The 17,024-nt window shown below is 65.0% G+C and carries 16 protein-coding genes; 13 read left to right on the top strand and 3 right to left on the bottom strand.

Annotation, left to right across the window (positions count from 1 at the left end; translation table 11 throughout):
- The 4 genes from ACIP0B_RS19550 to ACIP0B_RS19535 all read left to right on the top strand — a co-directional run.
- Positions 1 to 712 (top strand): urate hydroxylase PuuD (locus ACIP0B_RS19550; RefSeq protein ID WP_400835218.1); only part of this gene is annotated, 712 nt, incomplete at its 5' end.
- A gap of 166 nt (positions 713 to 878) precedes the next feature.
- Entirely contained in the window at positions 879 to 2,237 is a 1,359-nt protein-coding gene (locus tag ACIP0B_RS19545) for a nucleobase:cation symporter-2 family protein (protein ID WP_400835216.1), read from the top strand.
- 156 nt (positions 2,238 to 2,393) lie between these two features.
- A complete protein-coding gene (locus ACIP0B_RS19540) occupies positions 2,394 to 3,179 on the top strand; it encodes an outer membrane protein OmpK (RefSeq protein WP_400835214.1) in 786 nt (261 codons plus the stop codon).
- A gap of 385 nt (positions 3,180 to 3,564) precedes the next feature.
- Positions 3,565 to 4,350: an outer membrane protein OmpK gene (locus tag ACIP0B_RS19535; protein ID WP_400835212.1), complete on the top strand. Its 786-nt coding sequence runs from the start codon at positions 3,565 to 3,567 to the stop codon at positions 4,348 to 4,350.
- A gap of 215 nt (positions 4,351 to 4,565) precedes the next feature.
- Here the strand turns inward: ACIP0B_RS19535 and ACIP0B_RS19530 are convergent, their stop codons facing one another.
- Together ACIP0B_RS19530 and ACIP0B_RS19525 are read right to left on the bottom strand one after the other, a co-directional pair.
- Complete coding sequence (locus tag ACIP0B_RS19530; RefSeq protein ID WP_400835210.1) at positions 4,566 to 5,738, bottom strand: patatin-like phospholipase family protein; 1,173 nt, start codon at positions 5,736 to 5,738, stop codon at positions 4,566 to 4,568.
- Between the two features lie 36 nt (positions 5,739 to 5,774).
- On the bottom strand, positions 5,775 to 6,707 hold the full coding sequence (locus ACIP0B_RS19525; RefSeq protein WP_400835208.1) for a lipid A biosynthesis lauroyl acyltransferase: 933 nt from the start codon (positions 6,705 to 6,707) through the stop codon (positions 5,775 to 5,777).
- Positions 6,708 to 6,824: 117 nt separating this feature from the next.
- On the opposite strand from ACIP0B_RS19525, the gene minC reads away from it, so the two are divergent.
- The 8 genes from minC to ACIP0B_RS19485 all read left to right on the top strand — a co-directional run bounded on the left by minC (position 6,825) and on the right by ACIP0B_RS19485 (position 14,761).
- A complete protein-coding gene (gene minC, locus ACIP0B_RS19520; RefSeq protein ID WP_400835206.1) occupies positions 6,825 to 7,562 on the top strand; it encodes a septum site-determining protein MinC in 738 nt (245 codons plus the stop codon).
- 169 nt (positions 7,563 to 7,731) lie between these two features.
- On the top strand, positions 7,732 to 8,544 hold the full coding sequence (gene minD, locus ACIP0B_RS19515; protein ID WP_085577676.1) for a septum site-determining protein MinD: 813 nt from the start codon (positions 7,732 to 7,734) through the stop codon (positions 8,542 to 8,544).
- Complete coding sequence (gene minE, locus ACIP0B_RS19510; RefSeq protein ID WP_007960071.1) at positions 8,544 to 8,798, top strand: cell division topological specificity factor MinE; 255 nt, start codon at positions 8,544 to 8,546, stop codon at positions 8,796 to 8,798. The genes minD and minE overlap by 1 nt, the downstream gene beginning before the upstream one ends.
- A gap of 91 nt (positions 8,799 to 8,889) precedes the next feature.
- Entirely contained in the window at positions 8,890 to 9,525 is a 636-nt protein-coding gene (locus ACIP0B_RS19505) for an RluA family pseudouridine synthase (protein WP_085577677.1), read from the top strand.
- Positions 9,526 to 9,576: 51 nt separating this feature from the next.
- On the top strand, positions 9,577 to 10,677 hold the full coding sequence (locus ACIP0B_RS19500) for a hypothetical protein (protein WP_400835203.1): 1,101 nt from the start codon (positions 9,577 to 9,579) through the stop codon (positions 10,675 to 10,677).
- A 281-nt stretch (positions 10,678 to 10,958) separates the two neighbouring features.
- Positions 10,959 to 12,248: a M18 family aminopeptidase gene (locus ACIP0B_RS19495; RefSeq protein WP_400835201.1), complete on the top strand. Its 1,290-nt coding sequence runs from the start codon at positions 10,959 to 10,961 to the stop codon at positions 12,246 to 12,248.
- Between the two features lie 108 nt (positions 12,249 to 12,356).
- Positions 12,357 to 12,533 carry a hypothetical protein gene (locus ACIP0B_RS19490; protein WP_400835199.1) on the top strand — a complete coding sequence of 59 codons (177 nt, stop codon included), beginning with the start codon at positions 12,357 to 12,359 and terminating at the stop codon, positions 12,531 to 12,533.
- Positions 12,534 to 12,601: 68 nt separating this feature from the next.
- A complete protein-coding gene (locus ACIP0B_RS19485) occupies positions 12,602 to 14,761 on the top strand; it encodes a mechanosensitive ion channel domain-containing protein (RefSeq protein ID WP_400835197.1) in 2,160 nt (719 codons plus the stop codon).
- A gap of 108 nt (positions 14,762 to 14,869) precedes the next feature.
- Here the strand turns inward: ACIP0B_RS19485 and ACIP0B_RS19480 are convergent, their stop codons facing one another.
- Positions 14,870 to 15,583, bottom strand: coding sequence for a UTRA domain-containing protein (locus tag ACIP0B_RS19480; protein WP_400835195.1), 714 nt, complete (start codon positions 15,581 to 15,583; stop codon positions 14,870 to 14,872).
- A 351-nt stretch (positions 15,584 to 15,934) separates the two neighbouring features.
- Here ACIP0B_RS19480 and ACIP0B_RS19475 point away from each other — a divergent pair, with 351 nt between their 5' ends.
- Complete coding sequence (locus tag ACIP0B_RS19475) at positions 15,935 to 16,999, top strand: ABC transporter substrate-binding protein (protein ID WP_400835192.1); 1,065 nt, start codon at positions 15,935 to 15,937, stop codon at positions 16,997 to 16,999.
- The last annotated feature ends 25 nt before the right edge of the window (positions 17,000 to 17,024 follow it).

The raw sequence follows: 17,024 nt of genomic DNA, 5'->3' as shown, positions 1-17,024 counted from the left end.
CGCGATAGACGAGAACAGCACGCCGGATCCGGCCCAGCCGGCCAAGGGCCTGCTGCGATCGCGCCACAACAACTACTTCACCCTGCCGGTGCTGTTCATCATGATCAGCAACCACTTCCCGAGCACCTACGGCAGCCAGTACAACTGGCTGATCCTGGCCGGGATCGCGGTGCTGGCGGTGCTGGTGCGCCACTACTTCAACACCCGCCACGACAGCCACAAGTTCGCCTGGACCTTGCCGGTGGCAGCGGTGGGCATGATCAGCCTGGCCTACGTGACCGGCCCCGCCACCGCCCCGACCGCCCCGGACGTGGCCAAGGCACCGGCGAAGATCGAGTACCAGCCGCTGCCGGAAACCGCGTTGGGCGGCGGCGCCAAACCGGCCGAGGCCGCGCAGCCGGCCGCACCCGCAGCCCCTGCCGCCGCACCGGCCCAGGCGTCCAACGCAGGCCCTGCGTTCGACAAGGTGCACAGCGTGATCCAGGAACGTTGCGCGGTCTGCCACTCGGCCAAGCCGACCAGCCCGCTGTTCAGCGCAGCCCCTGCCGGCGTGATGTTCGACACCCCCGAGCAGATCCGCCAGAACGCGGCGCGGATCCAGGCCCAGGCCATCACCACGCAGATCATGCCGCTGGGCAACATCACCCAGATGACCCAGCAGGAGCGTGACCTGATCGGCGCCTGGATCGCCCAGGGAGCGCAGACCAACTAATCGTCAAAAGCATCGCCGACAAGCCAGCTCCCACAGGTTTTTGCACTGCCTGTGCGCGAGCGGGCTTGCCCGCGAATGGCCGCACTGCGGCCGCCTGATGCAAGAGGACCGCTGTGAGCCACCCGGCAGCGGCCCATCACAAGAATAAAAAGATCCGAGGTGTTGCATGTCCGAGCTGTCCAAAGCGCGCATCCCCGACGCACCCGCCATTCAGCGATTGCCCCTTTTGCAACTGATCCTGGTCGGTCTGCAACACGTTCTGCTGATGTACGGCGGCGCCATCGCGGTTCCGCTGATCATCGGACAGGCCGCAGGCCTGAGTCGCGAGGAAATCGCCTTCCTGATCAACGCCGACCTGCTGGTCGCCGGCATCGCCACCATCGTCCAGTCCCTGGGCATCGGCCCGATGGGCATCCGCATGCCGGTGATGATGGGCGCCAGCTTCGCCGCCGTCGGCAGCATGGTCGCCATGGCCGGCATGCCCGGCATCGGTCTGCAGGGGATCTTCGGCGCCACCATCGCCGCCGGGTTCTTCGGCATGCTCATCGCGCCGTTCATGTCCAAGGTCGTGCGTTTCTTCCCGCCGCTGGTGACCGGCACGGTCATCACCTCGATCGGCCTTTCGCTGTTCCCCGTGGCCGTGAACTGGGCCGGCGGCGGCGCCGCCGCGGCGCAGTTCGGCTCCCCCGTCTACCTGGCCATCGCCGCCCTGGTGCTGGCTGCCATTTTGCTGATCCACCGCTTCATGCGCGGCTTCTGGGTCAACATCTCCGTGCTGATCGGCATGTGCCTGGGCTATGTGCTCTGCGGCGCCCTCGGCATGGTCGACCTGAGCGGCATGGCCAACGCGCCATGGGTGCAGTTCGTCACCCCGCTGCATTTCGGCCTGCCGAAGTTCGAACTGGCGCCGATCCTGTCCATGTGCCTGGTGGTGGTGATCATCTTCGTCGAGTCCACCGGCATGTTCCTGGCGCTGGGCAAGATCACCGGCGAAGAGGTCTGCCCGCGCCGGCTGCGGCGCGGCCTGATGTGCGACGCCGCCGCCTCGTTCTTCGCCGGCTTCTTCAACACCTTCACCCATTCCTCGTTCGCCCAGAACATCGGCCTGGTGCAGATGACCGGCGTGCGTTGCCGTTCGGTGACCATCATGGCCGGCGGCCTGCTGATCGTGCTGAGCCTGCTGCCCAAGGCGGCGTTCCTGGTGGCGTCGATTCCGCCGGCGGTGCTGGGCGGCGCGGCCATCGCGATGTTCGGCATGGTAGCGGCCACCGGGATCAAGATCCTGCAGGAAGCCGACATCGGCGACCGTCGCAACCAACTGCTGGTGGCGGTGAGCATCGGCATGGGCCTGATCCCGGTGGTGCGTCCGGAATTCTTCGCCCACCTGCCGGTGTGGATGAGTCCGATCACCCACAGCGGCATCGCCATGGCCACCCTCAGCGCCCTGGTGCTGAACCTGCTGTTCAACATCCTCGGCGGCGCCGAACGCGCCGCGATCAACGACTGCCACGCTCACCCGCATTGACGGGATTTTCGCAAGACCTGTGGGAGCGGGCTTGCCCGCGAAGAGGCCGTGCCAGTCGCCATCAGCGCTGACGGACACAGCGCTTTCGCGAGCAAGCCCTCCCCCACAGGGTGGGCAACCCTGCGCCTGAAAAACAAGAACAAGAGGGAGCACCAGATGATTCGCACGCAATCCGGATTGCTGTTGAGCGGTGGCCTGATGGCCGCCACCCAGGCCATGGCCGGCGACCTGCTGCTGTGGCAGACCAATAGCCTGAGCTACCTGTACGGCAAGAATTTCGCGATCAACCCGTCGATCCAGCAGACGGTGACGTTCGAGCACGCCGACAAATGGAAGTACGGCGACAACTTCCTGTTCGTCGACAAGATCTTCTACAACGGCCAGGAAGACCGCAACAAAGGCCCCCACGCGTTCTACGGCGAATTCAGCCCGCGCCTGTCGTTCGGCAAGATCTTCGACAAGCGGATCGAGTTCGGCCCGGTGAAAGACGTGCTGCTGGCGATGACCTACGAATACGGCGAAGGCGACAGCGAGGCCTACCTGATCGGCCCGGGCTTGGACCTCAAGGTGCCGGGCTTCAACTATTTCACCCTCAATTTCTACCGCCGCCAGACCGAAGGCCCGCGCCCCGGCGACGGCGTCTGGCAGATCACGCCCGGCTGGTCGTACAGCATTCCCGTGGGCAACTCCGACGTGCTGATCGACGGCTACCTCGACTGGGTGGTGGACAACGACGAGAACGCGCGCGGCACCTACCACGCCAATCTGCACATCAACCCGCAGATCAAGTACGACCTGGGCAAGGCCCTCGGCTGGCGCGAAAAGCAACTGTACGTGGGCACCGAGTACAGCTACTGGAAGAACAAGTACGGCGTCGAAAGCAGCCACAGTTTCGACACCAACCAGAACACCGCCAGCCTGCTGGTGAAGGTGCACTTCTGAGATGGCCCGCAACCGCGCCCCTTACCTGTCGTCGGTGCTCTGTTGCGGGGCACTTGAGGCCTGGCCGCCGAGTCAGTATTCTCCGCGGCCTCCTGAATTCGGTCTAAAAAAAAGCCCGGATTTAATTCCTGACCGAGAAGCCAACTTATCCCGGCCCCGGTCAGTGTCGAGGCATTCCGAAAACACGTTCATCCGACTGTTTTTCAGCAGCCGGACGGGCGTTTTTTGCTTTCCGAAAACCTTGGCGCAGCTCTTGCTGAACGCACCTGCCACAAGCGGCGGAGCTGACCGTTCGGATGAATTTTGCGGTAACGGAAAAAAGGCGCCACACCAGAGCGCCGACCTTAAAAAAATAACGTGGAACACCTACTTTGGGAGCAACCGAATGAAACGCACCTGCACCAGCCTGATGCTCGCGGGATCCTTGCTGGCCGGCGGCCAGGCCATGGCCGGCGACCTGCTGCAATGGCAGAACAACAGCCTGACCTACCTCTACGGCAAAGACTTCAAGGTCAACCCGGCCATTCAGCAGACCGTCACCTTCGAGCACGCCGATGCGTGGAAGTACGGGGACAACTTCCTGTTCATCGACAAGATCTTCTACAACGGCAAGCCGGATGGCGGCGTCGGCAACAACACCTACTACGGCGAGTTCAGCCCGCGCCTGTCGCTGGGCAAGATCCTCGACCAGAAGATCGAGTTCGGCCCGGTCAAGGACGTGCTGCTGGCGATGACCTACGAGTTCGGTGAAGGCGACGTCGAGTCCTACCTGATCGGCCCGGGCTTCGACCTGGCGATCCCAGGCTTCGACTACTTCCAGCTGAACTTCTACCAGCGCCACACCGAAGGCCCGCGCGCCGGCGACAACGTCTGGCAGATCACCCCGGTCTGGTCCTACACCATTCCGGTCGGCAAGTCGGACGTGCTGATCGACGGTTTCATGGACTGGGTGGTCGACAACGACTCCAACGCCAAGGGCGACTACCACGCCAACCTGCACTTCAACCCGCAGATCAAGTACGACCTGGGCAAGGCGCTGAGCTTCGGCGAGAAACAGCTGTACGTGGGCGTCGAGTACGACTACTGGAAAGACAAGTACGGAATCGACGACACCCGTGCGTTCACCACCAATCAGAACGTGACCAGCTTCCTGGTGAAGTTCCACTTCTGATTCCGGGGCGCCCGCCAGGGCGCCTTCGCGAGCAGGCTCGCTCCCGCAGGGCATTGCAGAGGCCGCAGCCTCGGTATGCAACCCAGATCCCCTGTGGGAGCCAGCCTGCTGGCGATGAGGCCGGCACAGCTGACAGCTTCACCGCCTGACACACCGCCATCGCTGGCAAGCCAGCGCCCACAGCGCTTGGCTTCAACCCTGCACCTGAGAACGCCTCAGGCCGGCACCACCGCCTCGCCGATCCCCAGGAACCGGCACAGCTCATCGCGCTTGGCCAACGCATCGCGCCGCCCCAGGTCGATCAGCTCGCTGCAGTACCCCGCCTCGAACAGCAGATAGCTCAGCACCCCTGCCCCGCTGGTCTTCGTCGCACCCGGCCCGCGCAAAAACAGCCGCAACGCCGCCGGCAGCTCCTGACGGTGCCGCGCCGCGATTTCGTCGATCGGCTGACTGGGCGAGATCACCAGCACGTCCACCGGCGCCGCGCCCAGCGCGCGGGTCGGCGTGCCGTCCGGCAGCAGGTGGCTGAACTGGTTCAGGCGCTGGAGCAGTTCGATGTCGCTTTCCAGGCTGTCGATGAACGTGCTGTTGAGCATGTGCCCGCCGATCTGCGCCAGCGTCGGCTGCTGGCCGGTGTAGGTGCGCTCCAGCGGCTGCTGCGGGTCGAAGCCGCGCGGGTTGCCGCTCACGCCCACCACCAGCACCCGGCTCGCCCCCAGGTGCAGTGCCGGGCTGATCGGCGCCGACTGCCGCACCGCGCCGTCGCCGAAGAACTCGGCGCCGATCTTCACCGGGGCGAACAGCAGCGGGATCGCCGAGCTGGCCAGCAGGTGCTCCACCGACAGTTGGGTCGGCACGCCGATGCGCCGGTGACGCAGCCACGCATCGATGGCGCCGCCGCCCTGATAGAACGTGACGGCCTGGCCGGACTCGTAGCCGAACGCCGTCACCGCCACCGCATGCAGCTGTTTGCTGGCGATGGACTCGGCGATGCCGGGCATGTGCAGCTTGTCGTGCAGCAGCTTGCGCAGCGGCGAACTGTTGAGCAGCGCCACCGGCACCCTCCGGCCCAGGCCCAGCAAGCTGTGGAACACGAACCGGGCGGCCTGGCGGATCACGCCCGGCCAGTCGCTGCGCAACACCCGGTGGCTGCGAAAGCCTTGCCAGAACTCGGTCAGGCGCGCGACGGCGGCGCGAAAATCCTTGGCGCCGCTGGCCAGGCTGACCGCGTTGATCGCCCCGGCGGAGGTGCCGACGATCACCGGAAACGGATTGTCCGCCCCCGGCGGCAGCAGTTCGGCGATGGCCGCCAGCACCCCGACCTGATAGGCCGCCCGAGCCCCGCCGCCGGAAAGAATCAAGCCTGTGACCGGTTCAGCTGGGCTCATCGCAACGCTCCGTGGTGCTTTAAGGGAAAGGGAACATCAACCGCGCTTGGCGTACAGCTTCGGCTCGCCCGGCGGACGGCTCTTGAAGCGCCGGTGCGCCCACAGGTATTGCTCGGGACAATCGCGCAGCACGCCTTCGACCCACTGGTTGATGCGGATGCAGTCGGCCTCTTCGGTCTCGCCGGGGAAATCCTCCAGCGGCGCGTGGATCACCAGCCGGTAGCCGCTGCCGTCGGCCAGGCGTTCCTGGGTGAACGGCACCACCAGCGCATTGCCCAGCCGGGCGAACTTGGTGGTGGCGGTGACGGTCGCGGCCTGGATGCCGAACAGCGGCACGAAAATGCTTTGCTTGGCGCCGTAGTCCTGATCCGGTGCATACCAGATCGCCCGGCCCGAACGCAAAAGCTTGAGCATGCCGCGCACGTCGTCGCGCTCCACCGCCAGCGAATCGAGGTTGTGCCGCTCGCGGCCACGGCGCTGGACGAAATCGAACAGCGCATTCTTGTGCTCGCGGTACATGCCGTCGATGGTGTGCTGCTGGCCGAGCAGCGCCGCGCCGATCTCAAGCGTGGTGAAGTGCGCGGCCATCAGGATCACGCCCTTGCCCTCGCGCTGGGCCTTCTGCAGGTGCTCCAGCCCCTCGACATGGGCCAGTTTGGCCAGACGCTCGCGCGACCACCACCAGCTCATCGCCATCTCGAAGAAGGCGATGCCGGTGGAGGCGAAGTTCTCCTTGAGCAGGCGCTTGCGCTCGGCGGCGGACTTTTCCGGGAAGCACAGTTCCAGGTTGCGCTTGGCGATGCGCCGCCGGTCGCCGGCCAGGCGATACATCACGGCGCCGAGAAAGCGACCGATGGCCAGCAAGGCCGGGTAAGGCAGCTGCACGATCAGCCACAACAGCCCCAGGCCGCACCAGAGCGGCCAGAAGCGTGGAGAAAGAAATGCTGTTCGAAAACGCGGGCGATCCATTAAAGCTTCCGTCAATGCAGTGGCCGCGCATTCTACATCGTTCGACCCGGCTTGCGGCTGGCCGGCGTTCTCGTTATAAGTCTCGGCACTTTTAGTGACAAGCCGTTGTATCCCGACATGAGCCAAACCGAACCGCTAGACCAGGATCCCGTGTTCCAGTTGAAGGGCAGCATGCTGGCCATCACCGTGCTGGAGCTGTCCCGCAACGACCTCGACAGCCTCGACCGGCAACTGGCGGCCAAAGTGGCCCAGGCCCCGAACTTCTTCAGCAACGCGCCGCTGGTCCTGGCCCTGGACAAACTGCCGCCGAGCGAAGGCGCGGTGGACCTGCCGGGACTGATGCGCGTGTGCCGCCAGCACGGCCTGCGCACCCTGGCGATCCGCGCCAGCCGCATCGAGGACATCGCCGCCGCCATCGCCATCGACATCCCGGTGCTGCCGCCGTCCGGCGCCCGCGAGCGGCCGCTGGAGGCGCCTGAGCCCGAGGTGAAGAAGCCGCCGGAAAAGGCGCCGGAGCCGGCCGTCAAGCCGACCCGCGTCATCACCTCGCCAGTACGCGGCGGCCAGCAGATCTACGCCCAGGGCGGCGATCTGGTGGTGGTCTCCTCGGTCAGCCCCGGGGCGGAACTTCTCGCCGACGGCAACATCCATGTATACGGCCCGATGCGCGGACGTGCGCTGGCCGGCGTCAAGGGTGACACCAAAGCGAGGATTTTCTGTCAGCAATTGAGCGCTGAACTGATCTCCATCGCAGGCCATTACAAGGTTTCCGAAGATTTGCGCCGCGACCCGCTGTGGGGCGCCGGCGTGCAGGTCAGCCTGTCGGGCGACGTGTTGAACATCATTCGGCTTTAACGGATACTGCCGCATTTTCCAAGCATCTCTGAAACATAGCGAAAACGGCTCAAACGAAGTAGGAAAAAGGCCAAAAGCCGAATTCCAGCCAAGGCTGTCCGACTGCATTAGTTTTCAAGAGATGTTTTTCAGGGGCTGAACAGTCCTTCTTCCTGAGGGGTGAAACACCATGGCCAAGATACTCGTGGTTACATCCGGCAAGGGTGGTGTGGGTAAGACCACCACCAGCGCCGCTATCGGTACCGGCCTCGCACTGCGCGGGCACAAAACAGTCATCGTCGACTTCGACGTGGGCCTGCGTAACCTCGACCTGATCATGGGTTGCGAGCGTCGCGTGGTGTACGACTTCGTCAACGTGGTCAACGGCGAAGCCAACCTGCAGCAAGCCCTGATCAAGGACAAGCGCCTGGAGAACCTATACGTGCTGGCCGCCAGCCAGACCCGTGACAAGGACGCGCTGACCCAGGAAGGCGTGGAAAAGGTCCTGATGGAACTCAAGGACCAATTCGACTTCGTGGTCTGCGACTCCCCGGCGGGCATCGAGAAAGGCGCGCACCTGGCCATGTACTTCGCTGACGAAGCGATCGTCGTGACCAACCCCGAGGTTTCCTCGGTGCGCGACTCCGACCGCATGCTGGGCCTGCTGGCCAGCAAGTCGCGCCGCGCCGAGAAAGGCGAAGAGCCGATCCAGGAACACCTGCTGATCACCCGCTACCACCCGGAGCGTGTCGAGAAGGGCGAAATGCTCGGCGTCGAAGACGTCAAGGAAATCCTCGCCGTCCGGCTGCTGGGCGTCATTCCGGAATCCCAGGCCGTGCTCAAGGCCTCCAACCAGGGCGTCCCGGTCATCCTCGACGACCAGAGCGATGCTGGCCAGGCCTACAGCGACACCGTCGACCGCCTGCTGGGCAAGGAAAAAGAACACCGGTTCCTCAATGTCGAGAAGAAGGGATTCTTCGAGCGTCTGTTTGGAGGTAGGTAATGAACCTTTTTGACTTCTTTCGTGCCAACAAGAAGCCCAGCACCGCCTCGGTAGCGAAAGAGCGTCTACAGATCATCGTGGCGCATGAACGTGGCCAGCGCAGCACCCCCGACTACCTGCCGTCCCTGCAGAAGGAACTGGTGGAAGTGATCCGCAAGTACGTCAACATCGGCAACGACGACGTGCACGTGGCGCTGGAAAGCCAGGGCAGCTGCTCGATTCTGGAACTCAACATCACCCTGCCGGACCGCTGATCCGGCCTGGCGGGAACGACGGCGGCTCCAGGCCCTTCCAGCGATGGAACGGCCTGGAGCCGCCGTCGGCATTTGTCACGGGACTGTTTTAATGCCGTTGTCCAACATCCGCATCATCCATCAGGACGCCGCCATACTGGTGGTGGACAAGCCTACCCTGCTGCTCTCGGTGCCTGGCCGGGCCGAGGACAACAAGGACTGCCTGATCACCCGCCTGCAGGAAAACGGCTACCCGGAGGCGCGAATCGTCCATCGGCTGGATTGGGAAACGTCCGGCATCATCCTGCTGGCCCGCGACCCCGACACCCATCGCGAACTGTCGCGCCAGTTCCATGACCGGGAAACCGAAAAGGCCTACACCGCCCTGTGCTGGGGCCAGCCGGAACTGGACAGCGGCAGCATCGACCTGCCCCTGCGCTACGACCCGCCGACCAAGCCGCGCCATGTGGTGGACCACGAATTCGGCAAGCACGCCCTGACCTTCTGGCGTGTGCTGGAGCGTTGCGGCGACTGGTGCCGCGTCGAGCTGACCCCGATCACCGGCCGTTCGCACCAGTTGCGCGTGCACATGCTGTCCATCGGGCATCCGCTGCTCGGTGACGGGCTCTATGCCCATCCGCAAGCGCTCGCGGCCTGGCCGCGCCTGTGCCTGCACGCCAGCATGCTCAGTTTCACACACCCCCAGTCCGGCGAGCGCTTGCGCTTCGAGTGCCCGGCCCCGTTCTAAGCGCTGCCCAGAGGGGCCGTCGCCTGTTTTGAGACAAGGACTTTGTTCCGGATGAGCTGTATCGATTCCCTGGCAACACCCGTCAAGAAAACCCGCCACCAACTGCTTTACCTGATCTACGGCAACCAGGATGTGTACCGGCGCGAAGCCAAGTTCAGCATTCTCACCGCCCTGTCTCAGGCCAAGAACGGCAAGCGCCCGGCGATCCGCATCCTCACCGACCGGCCGCAGGACTACGCCGGCTGGCCGGTGGAAACCATTCTGCTGGACGAACAGACCCTGACCCGCTGGCAAGGCAGCCACGGCTACCACCACCGGCGCAAGGCCTGTGCGATCGCCGCCGGCCTGCAACTGGCGCAGAAGACCCTGTTCGTCGACACCGACACGCTGTTCACCAGCGACCCCAACCGGCTGTTCCAGCACATCACCCCCGGCCAGTCGGTGATGGACCGCTTCGAGTACGACTGGAAAGACGTCCACCAGCGCCAGGACTACCTCAAGCTCGCCCGCGACCTCGGCGCCCACGGCGTGACGCCCGACAACGGCTTCAAGCTCTACAACAGCGGCCTGTGCGGGGTCACCGACAGCGACTCGGCGCTGTTCGAGAAGTCGGTGCGCCTGATCGACGAATGGACCGCCGGCGGCTTCGAGATCCACACCATCGAGCAGATCGCCTTGTCGTACGCCATGCGCAAGCGTCCGGTGGTGGAGGCGCGCAAGCACATCTACCACTACTTCGCGGAAAAGCGCTTTTTCCATGCGATGCAGGCGTACTTCTTCTCCCAGCACGGCGAGGCGTTCAGCCAGCGCCTGGTGGACCTGTGCACCGACGTGCCGCGGGCCAAGCCGTTCCCGTCGGCCTGGCAGCGCCTGAAGATCAAATGGAAACTGCGCAACCAGAGCGGCACCTTGCGCAAGGTCGGCCGTGACTTGCTCTACGGCAGCGCCGCGCCGGACCATCCGTACTACACCGCCTGCCGCCATGAGTGGTGGGAATGCGCCTCGCGGGAGATTCTGCGCTGGGACGAAGGCCGTCGGAAAAAGCTGCTGGACCACCCCCGCTGGCCGCAGCAGTTGCCGCGTCCGGACAAGCCGGAAGACGAAAAGCTCATCATGAACTACCTGAAGAAACGGGTTTCGGCGGCCCGCTGAGCCGTTTGCATTGCCCTTTGGCGCCTTGGCTGGCGCCATCGCCAGCAGGCTGGCTCCCACAGTTGTCGCGGATCACCAAAGACCACGGTGGGAGCGGGCTTGCCCGCGAAAGGGCCGGCTCCGGCAACACACTCCTGCCGGCCGCTCTTCTGTGGGAGCCAGCCTGCTGGCGATGGCGCCGGCCCAGGCACCGCAAGGCCGGATCAAGACAGTTGCGCCCGCATGCCCCCAGCCTCGGACCGATGGGTTAAACTCCCGCCCATCGCTGTCTGGAGCTTCTTATGCGCGAAGAGTTGAACCAAGGCCTGATCGACTTCCTCAAGGCCTCCCCTACCCCGTTCCACGCCACCGCCAGCCTTGTCCAGCGCCTGGAGGCCGCCGGTTTCGTGCGCCTCGACGAGCGCGAGCCGTGGCACACCGAAGCCAACGGCCGTTACTACGTCACCCGTAACGACTCCTCGATCATCGCCATCAAGATGGGCCGCCATTCGCCGCTGCACGACGGCATCCGCCTGGTCGGCGCCCACACCGACAGCCCGTGCCTGCGGGTCAAGCCGCAGCCGGAACTGCAGCGCCAGGGCTTCTGGCAGCTGGGCGTCGAAGTCTACGGCGGCGCGCTGCTGGCGCCGTGGTTCGACCGCGACCTGTCGCTGGCCGGCCGCGTCACCTTCCGCCGCGACGGCAAGGTCGAAAGCCAGCTGATCGACTTCAAGGCCCCGATCGCGATCATTCCGAACCTGGCGATCCACCTCAACCGCGAAGCCAACCAGGGCTGGGCGATCAACGCACAGACCGAGCTGCCGCCGGTGCTCGCGCAGTTCGCCGGTGACGAGCGCGTGGATTTCCGCGCGGTGCTCACCGATCAGCTGGCCCGCGAACACGGCCTCAACGCCGACGTGGTGCTCGACTACGAGCTGAGCTTCTACGACACCCAGAGCGCCGCGGTCATCGGCCTGAACGGCGACTTCATCGCCGGCGCCCGCCTAGACAACCTGCTGTCGTGCTACGCCGGCCTGCAGGCCCTGTTGAACGCCGACACCGAGGAAACCTGCGTGCTGGTGTGCAACGACCACGAAGAGGTCGGTTCCTGCTCGGCCTGCGGCGCCGACGGCCCGATGCTGGAGCAGACCCTGCGCCGCCTGCTGCCCGAAGGCGACGAGTTCGTGCGCACCATCCAGAAATCCCTGCTGGTCTCGGCCGACAACGCCCACGGCGTGCACCCCAACTACGCCGAGAAGCACGACGGCAACCACGGCCCGAAACTCAACGCCGGCCCGGTGATCAAGGTCAACAACAACCAGCGCTACGCCACCAACAGCGAAACCGCCGGGTTCTTCCGCCACCTGTGCATGGCCGAAGAAGTGCCGGTGCAAAGCTTCGTGGTGCGCAGCGACATGGGCTGCGGCTCGACCATCGGCCCGATCACCGCCAGCCACCTGGGCGTGCGCACCGTCGACATCGGCCTGCCGACGTTCGCCATGCACTCGATCCGCGAACTGTGCGGCAGCCATGACCTGGCGCACCTGGTCAAGGTGCTGAGCGCGTTCTACGCCTGCCGCGAATTGCCGTAACCCGCCCCTGCGGCGAGGGAGCCTGCTCCCTCGCCGCAAAGGCCTTTGCCCTCCACCGGGCAAAATCCCACCTAGACTTGAATCATCCCCTTCGACAAGGCAGTCGCCATGATCTCGATGTCATCGTTCCACGCCATGCTCATTCCGATCCTGACGGGCATGATCCTGCTGGCCATCGGCTTCAACTTCCGAGACAAGAACGCCGGCGTGTTCGCCATGTGGATCGGCATGCTGCTGATCCTGGCGACCGTGGTCTACAAGATCCTGGCCAAACTCAACGAATGACCGGCTCGCATTGGCTCCGGCGGGCTCGTACACTCGCCTGATCCGCCCTTTGCGAGGTTGACTGCCCAGTGTTTGCCCGTCTCTTCACCCTGCCCTGCCTGTTTCTCGTCTGCCTGATGTCGTTGCTGCCGCTGGCGCCGGCCGGGGCGGTCGGCCTGCCGGGCATCCTCAACGGCGCGAACAAGGCTCAGCCGGAGGCCCAGGAGCCGCTCGGCCAGTCGCTGGACGAAGTCATCAAGTCGCTGGAGAACGATCAGCAGCGCGCCCGCCTGCTGGCGGACCTGAAGAAACTGCGCGACGCCACCCAAAAGGCCCAGGCCACCCCGGAAGAAGGCGTGCTGGGCCTGATCGGCGGCACCCTGGCCAACTTCGAGAAGCAGTTCTCCGGCGCCGACAGCCCGCTCAGCCGCTGGCTCGCCGAATTCGACCAGGCCCAGGACGAGCTGGCCGCCCTGATGGTGCCCGCCAGCGAATGGGTGCCGATCATCTTTGCCTTTGCGGTGATCCTCGCGGTCTGGAGCCTGCTCGCTGCCGCGCTGATCTGGCTCGGGCACCGGGTGCGCCTGCGCTTCGGCCTCACCGAAGAGCTGCCGCAGCACCCCAAGGCCCTCGACATGCTGCGCTTCGCCCTGCGCAAGCTCGGGCCGTGGATGATCGCGCTGGTGATGACCGTCTACATGAGCTACGCCCTGCCGTCGTCGCTGGGCAAGAGCCTGGCGATGGTGCTGGCGTATGCCCTGGTGGTGGGCACCTGTTTCTCGGCGATCTGCGTGATCGCCTTTTCCCTGCTCGACGGGCCGCACCGCCACCGTGCGCTGTACATCCTGCGGCATCAGGCGTTCCGGCCGCTGTGGCTGATCGGCAGCTTCGCCGCGTTCGGCGAGGCCCTGAACGATCCGCGCCTGATCGCCAGCCTCGGCGTGCACCTGGCGCACACCGCCGCCACGGTCGCCAATGTGTTCGCCGCCCTGTTCACCGGGCTGTTCATCCTGCGCTTCCGGCGGCCCATCGCCCACCTGATCCGCAACCAGCCGCTGTCCCGCCGCCTGACCCGACGCGCCCTCAGCGACACCATCGAGATCCTGGGCACGTTCTGGTACGTCCCGGCGCTGGTGCTGGTCGGCATTTCCCTGTTCGCCACGTTCATTTCCGCCGGCGACACCAGCACCGCGTTGCGCCAGTCGCTGATCTGCACCGTGCTGCTGGTGCTGTGCATGGTCATCAACGGCCTGGTGCGCCGCCATGCGCTCAAGCCGCAGCGCGGGCCGAAGCGCCACGCGTTCTATTCCGAGCGCCTCAAGGGCTTTTTCTACACCCTCGCCCACCTGGCGGTGTGGCTGGCGTTCATCGAGCTGGGCCTGCGGGTGTGGGGCAAGTCGCTGATCGGCTTCACCGAGGGCGAAGGCCACGACGTCAGCGTCAAGCTGTTCAGCCTGATCGGCACCCTGATCTTCGCCTGGCTGATCTGGATCCTCAGCGACACCGCCGTGCACCACGCCCTCACCCGCTCGCGCAAAGGCCTGGCCAACACCCGCGCGCAGACGATGATGCCGCTGATCCGCAACGTGCTGTTCGTGGCGATCTTCATCGTGGCCCTGATCGTCGCGCTCGCGAACATGGGCATGAACGTCACGCCGCTGCTGGCCGGTGCGGGCGTGATCGGCCTGGCCATCGGTTTCGGTGCGCAGTCGCTGGTGGCGGACCTGATCACCGGGCTGTTCATCATCATCGAAGACTCGCTGGCCATCGACGACTACGTGGACGTCGGCGGCCACCTGGGCACCGTCGAAGGACTGACCATCCGCACCGTGCGCCTGCGGGACATCGACGGCATCGTCCACACCATCCCGTTCAGCGAAATCAAGAGCATCAAGAACTACTCCCGCGAGTTCGGCTACGCGATCTTCCGGGTCGCGGTGCCGTACAACATGGACATCGACGAGGCGATGAAGCTGATGCGCGAGGTCGGCCAGAAGATGCGCACCGATCCCCTGCAGCGCCGCAACATCTGGTCGCCGCTGGAGTTTCAGGGGGTGGAAAGCTTCGAGTCCGGCAACGCGATCCTGCGGGCGCGCTTCAAGACCGCGCCGATCAAGCAGTGGGAGGTTTCGCGGGCGTTCAACCTGTCGCTCAAGCGCCACCTGGACGAAGCCGGGCTGGACCTGGCGACGCCGCGCATGAGCGTGCAGGTGGTGACGGCCGGCGGTGGAGAGCCGAAGCCGGAGTGACCGGGCGTCCGCCATCGCGAGCAGGCTCGCTCCCACCGTTCCGTGTGCGGCGCAAACCTTGTGGGAGCCAGCCTGCTGGCGATGGCCTCAGCAAATACACCGGTTCAGTCAGACCACGTCGACGCCGACATGGATCGCGTCATGCCGCCAGAACTCCAGGTCGCAGTCGATCAGCCGCTCGTGCTGATCGTAATTGACCCGGGCGATCCGCAGTCCCGGGCTGCCCACCGACACCCGCAGCGCCGCGGCGGCATCCACCGACAGCGAGGTCGGCACGATCTCGAACCGCACCCGTCCGTAGTGCAGGTCGTAGTTGCGCGCGTACAGCTCGGTGATCGACTGGTTCAGGTCGCATTCCAGGATGCCCGGAAAATACTGCGGGTTCAGGTAATGCTCCACATACAGCACCAGCCGCCCGTCGATGCGCCGGGCGCGGCAGATCTGGATCACGCTCGACAACGCCGGCAATTGCAGCCAGGCGCACACCGCCGCCGACGCCGGCTGCAGCCGCGCCGAAATCACCTCGGTCGACGGCACCCGCCCCTGGGCGCTGACCATCGCGTGAAAGTGGCTGCGTTGCATCAGGTTGTAGGCCAGGCGCGGCGGCGACACGAACCAGCCACGGCGCTCCTCGCGGTAGATCTGCCCTTGGGCCTCCAGTTGCAGCAACGCCTCGCGCACCGTGATCCGGGTGGTGCCGAACAGCTCGCTGAGCTTGCGCTCGGCCGGCAGCTTGCTGCCGGGCGCCAACAGGCCGTGGTTCATCTGCTCCTGAAGGATCTGGCAAATGGCTGTCACCGCTTTTGTTGCCTCATCGCGCATCAACGTTACCTATCTGGACTAGACCAGCACTGTTTCGGGGCAGAACCGCGCTGCAAAACCGGCTCATCACTGAGTGCAAAGCCTAGGCAGCGCACATGACCGGGAGATGACAAAACCGCCCGGCGGTCACACTCACAGCCTGCAATACATCGGCCAAGTCCCTTGCGGACCGGGCTTCGGCCATGGTCTACGCTTACCGGGCAGCCTGCGACAGCCCGCAGAAAAAAACGCCGCCGGACGGTCGCCGACATCAAAGTGTCATCCAGCCCCCTTAGATTGGCTCAGGTATTGCTGACCTAGACCAACACACACCGCAATCGCAGCGTTGAACACGACCCAAGGAGCTTCGGAATGAAACAGTTTTTCCTGGCATCACTGTTAGGCTCGACCATTGCCATGTGCACCGCCGCCATGGCGGCCGACGACCTGAAAACCCTGGAAGCCGCTGCGAAAGCGGAAGGCGCCGTCAACAGCGTCGGCATGCCCGACGACTGGGCCAACTGGAAAGGCACCTGGGAAGACCTGGCCAAGACCTACGGCCTCAAGCACGTCGACACCGACATGAGCTCGGCCCAGGAAATCGCCAAGTTCGCCGCCGAGAAGGACAACGCCACCGCCGACATCGGCGACGTGGGCGCGGCCTTCGGCCCGATCGCGGTCAAGCAAGGCGTGGTTCAGCCGTACAAGCCGAGCACCTGGGAGCAAGTGCCTGCCTGGGCCAAGGACAAGGACGGCAACTGGGCGCTGGCCTACACCGGCACCATCGCCTTCATCGTCAACAAGAAGCTGCTGCACGGCTCCGAAGTGCCGACCAAGTGGGCCGACCTCAAGGGCGGCAAGTACAAGGTCTCCATCGGTGACGTGAGCACCGCCGCGCAAGCCGCCAACGGCGTGCTGGCCGCCGCGCTGGCCAACGGCGGCGACGAGAAGAACCTGCAGCCGGCGCTGCTGCTGTTCGCCGACATCGCCAAGCAGGGCCGCCTGTCGATGGCCAACCCGACCATCGCCACCATGGAGAAGGGCGAGATCGAGGTCGGCGTGGTCTGGGACTTCAACGGCCTGAGCTACAAGGCCAAGATGGCCAACCCCGATGACTACGTGGTGCTGATCCCGTCCGACGGCTCGGTGATCTCCGGCTACACCACCATCATCAACAAGTACGCGAAGAACCCGAACGCGGCCAAGCTGACCCGCGAATACATCTTCAGCGACGCCGGCCAGATCAACCTCGCCCGCGGCAACGCCCGTCCGATCCGCGCCGAGCACCTGACCCTGCCGGAAGACGTGAAGGCCAAGCTGCTGCCGAACGAGCAGTACAAGAAGGTCACCCCGATCAAGGACGCCGATGCGTGGGAGAAGACCTCCAAGGCCCTGCCGCAGAAGTGGAACGAAGAAGTCATCGTCGAGATGAAGTAAGCCGATAGATCCCCACTGGGTCTGG

This window comes from Pseudomonas sp. NPDC089534 (genome assembly GCF_044749305.1).
GTDB classification, from domain to species: Bacteria; Pseudomonadota; Gammaproteobacteria; order Pseudomonadales; family Pseudomonadaceae; genus Aquipseudomonas; species Aquipseudomonas ekonensis.
The sequence above is the reverse complement of the archived record's forward strand: the minus strand, read 5'-3'. Positions and strand labels throughout refer to the sequence as shown.

Bases quoted from the DNA above. Each gene is read 5' to 3' on its own strand.
- ACIP0B_RS19475 (WP_400835192.1), top strand. From the start codon at position 15,935: ATGAAACAGTTTTTCCTGGCATCACTGTTAGGCTCGACCATTGCCATG.
- ACIP0B_RS19525 (WP_400835208.1), bottom strand. From the start codon at position 6,707: ATGGATCGCCCGCGTTTTCGAACAGCATTTCTTTCTCCACGCTTCTGG.
- ACIP0B_RS19490 (WP_400835199.1), top strand. From the start codon at position 12,357: ATGATCTCGATGTCATCGTTCCACGCCATGCTCATTCCGATCCTGACG.
- ACIP0B_RS19500 (WP_400835203.1), top strand. From the start codon at position 9,577: ATGAGCTGTATCGATTCCCTGGCAACACCCGTCAAGAAAACCCGCCAC.
- minE (WP_007960071.1), top strand. From the start codon at position 8,544: ATGAACCTTTTTGACTTCTTTCGTGCCAACAAGAAGCCCAGCACCGCC.
- ACIP0B_RS19530 (WP_400835210.1), bottom strand. From the start codon at position 5,738: ATGAGCCCAGCTGAACCGGTCACAGGCTTGATTCTTTCCGGCGGCGGG.
- ACIP0B_RS19495 (WP_400835201.1), top strand. From the start codon at position 10,959: ATGCGCGAAGAGTTGAACCAAGGCCTGATCGACTTCCTCAAGGCCTCC.
- minC (WP_400835206.1), top strand. From the start codon at position 6,825: ATGAGCCAAACCGAACCGCTAGACCAGGATCCCGTGTTCCAGTTGAAG.
- ACIP0B_RS19505 (WP_085577677.1), top strand. From the start codon at position 8,890: ATGCCGTTGTCCAACATCCGCATCATCCATCAGGACGCCGCCATACTG.
- ACIP0B_RS19535 (WP_400835212.1), top strand. From the start codon at position 3,565: ATGAAACGCACCTGCACCAGCCTGATGCTCGCGGGATCCTTGCTGGCC.
- ACIP0B_RS19545 (WP_400835216.1), top strand. From the start codon at position 879: ATGTCCGAGCTGTCCAAAGCGCGCATCCCCGACGCACCCGCCATTCAG.
- ACIP0B_RS19480 (WP_400835195.1), bottom strand. From the start codon at position 15,583: ATGCGCGATGAGGCAACAAAAGCGGTGACAGCCATTTGCCAGATCCTT.
- minD (WP_085577676.1), top strand. From the start codon at position 7,732: ATGGCCAAGATACTCGTGGTTACATCCGGCAAGGGTGGTGTGGGTAAG.
- ACIP0B_RS19540 (WP_400835214.1), top strand. From the start codon at position 2,394: ATGATTCGCACGCAATCCGGATTGCTGTTGAGCGGTGGCCTGATGGCC.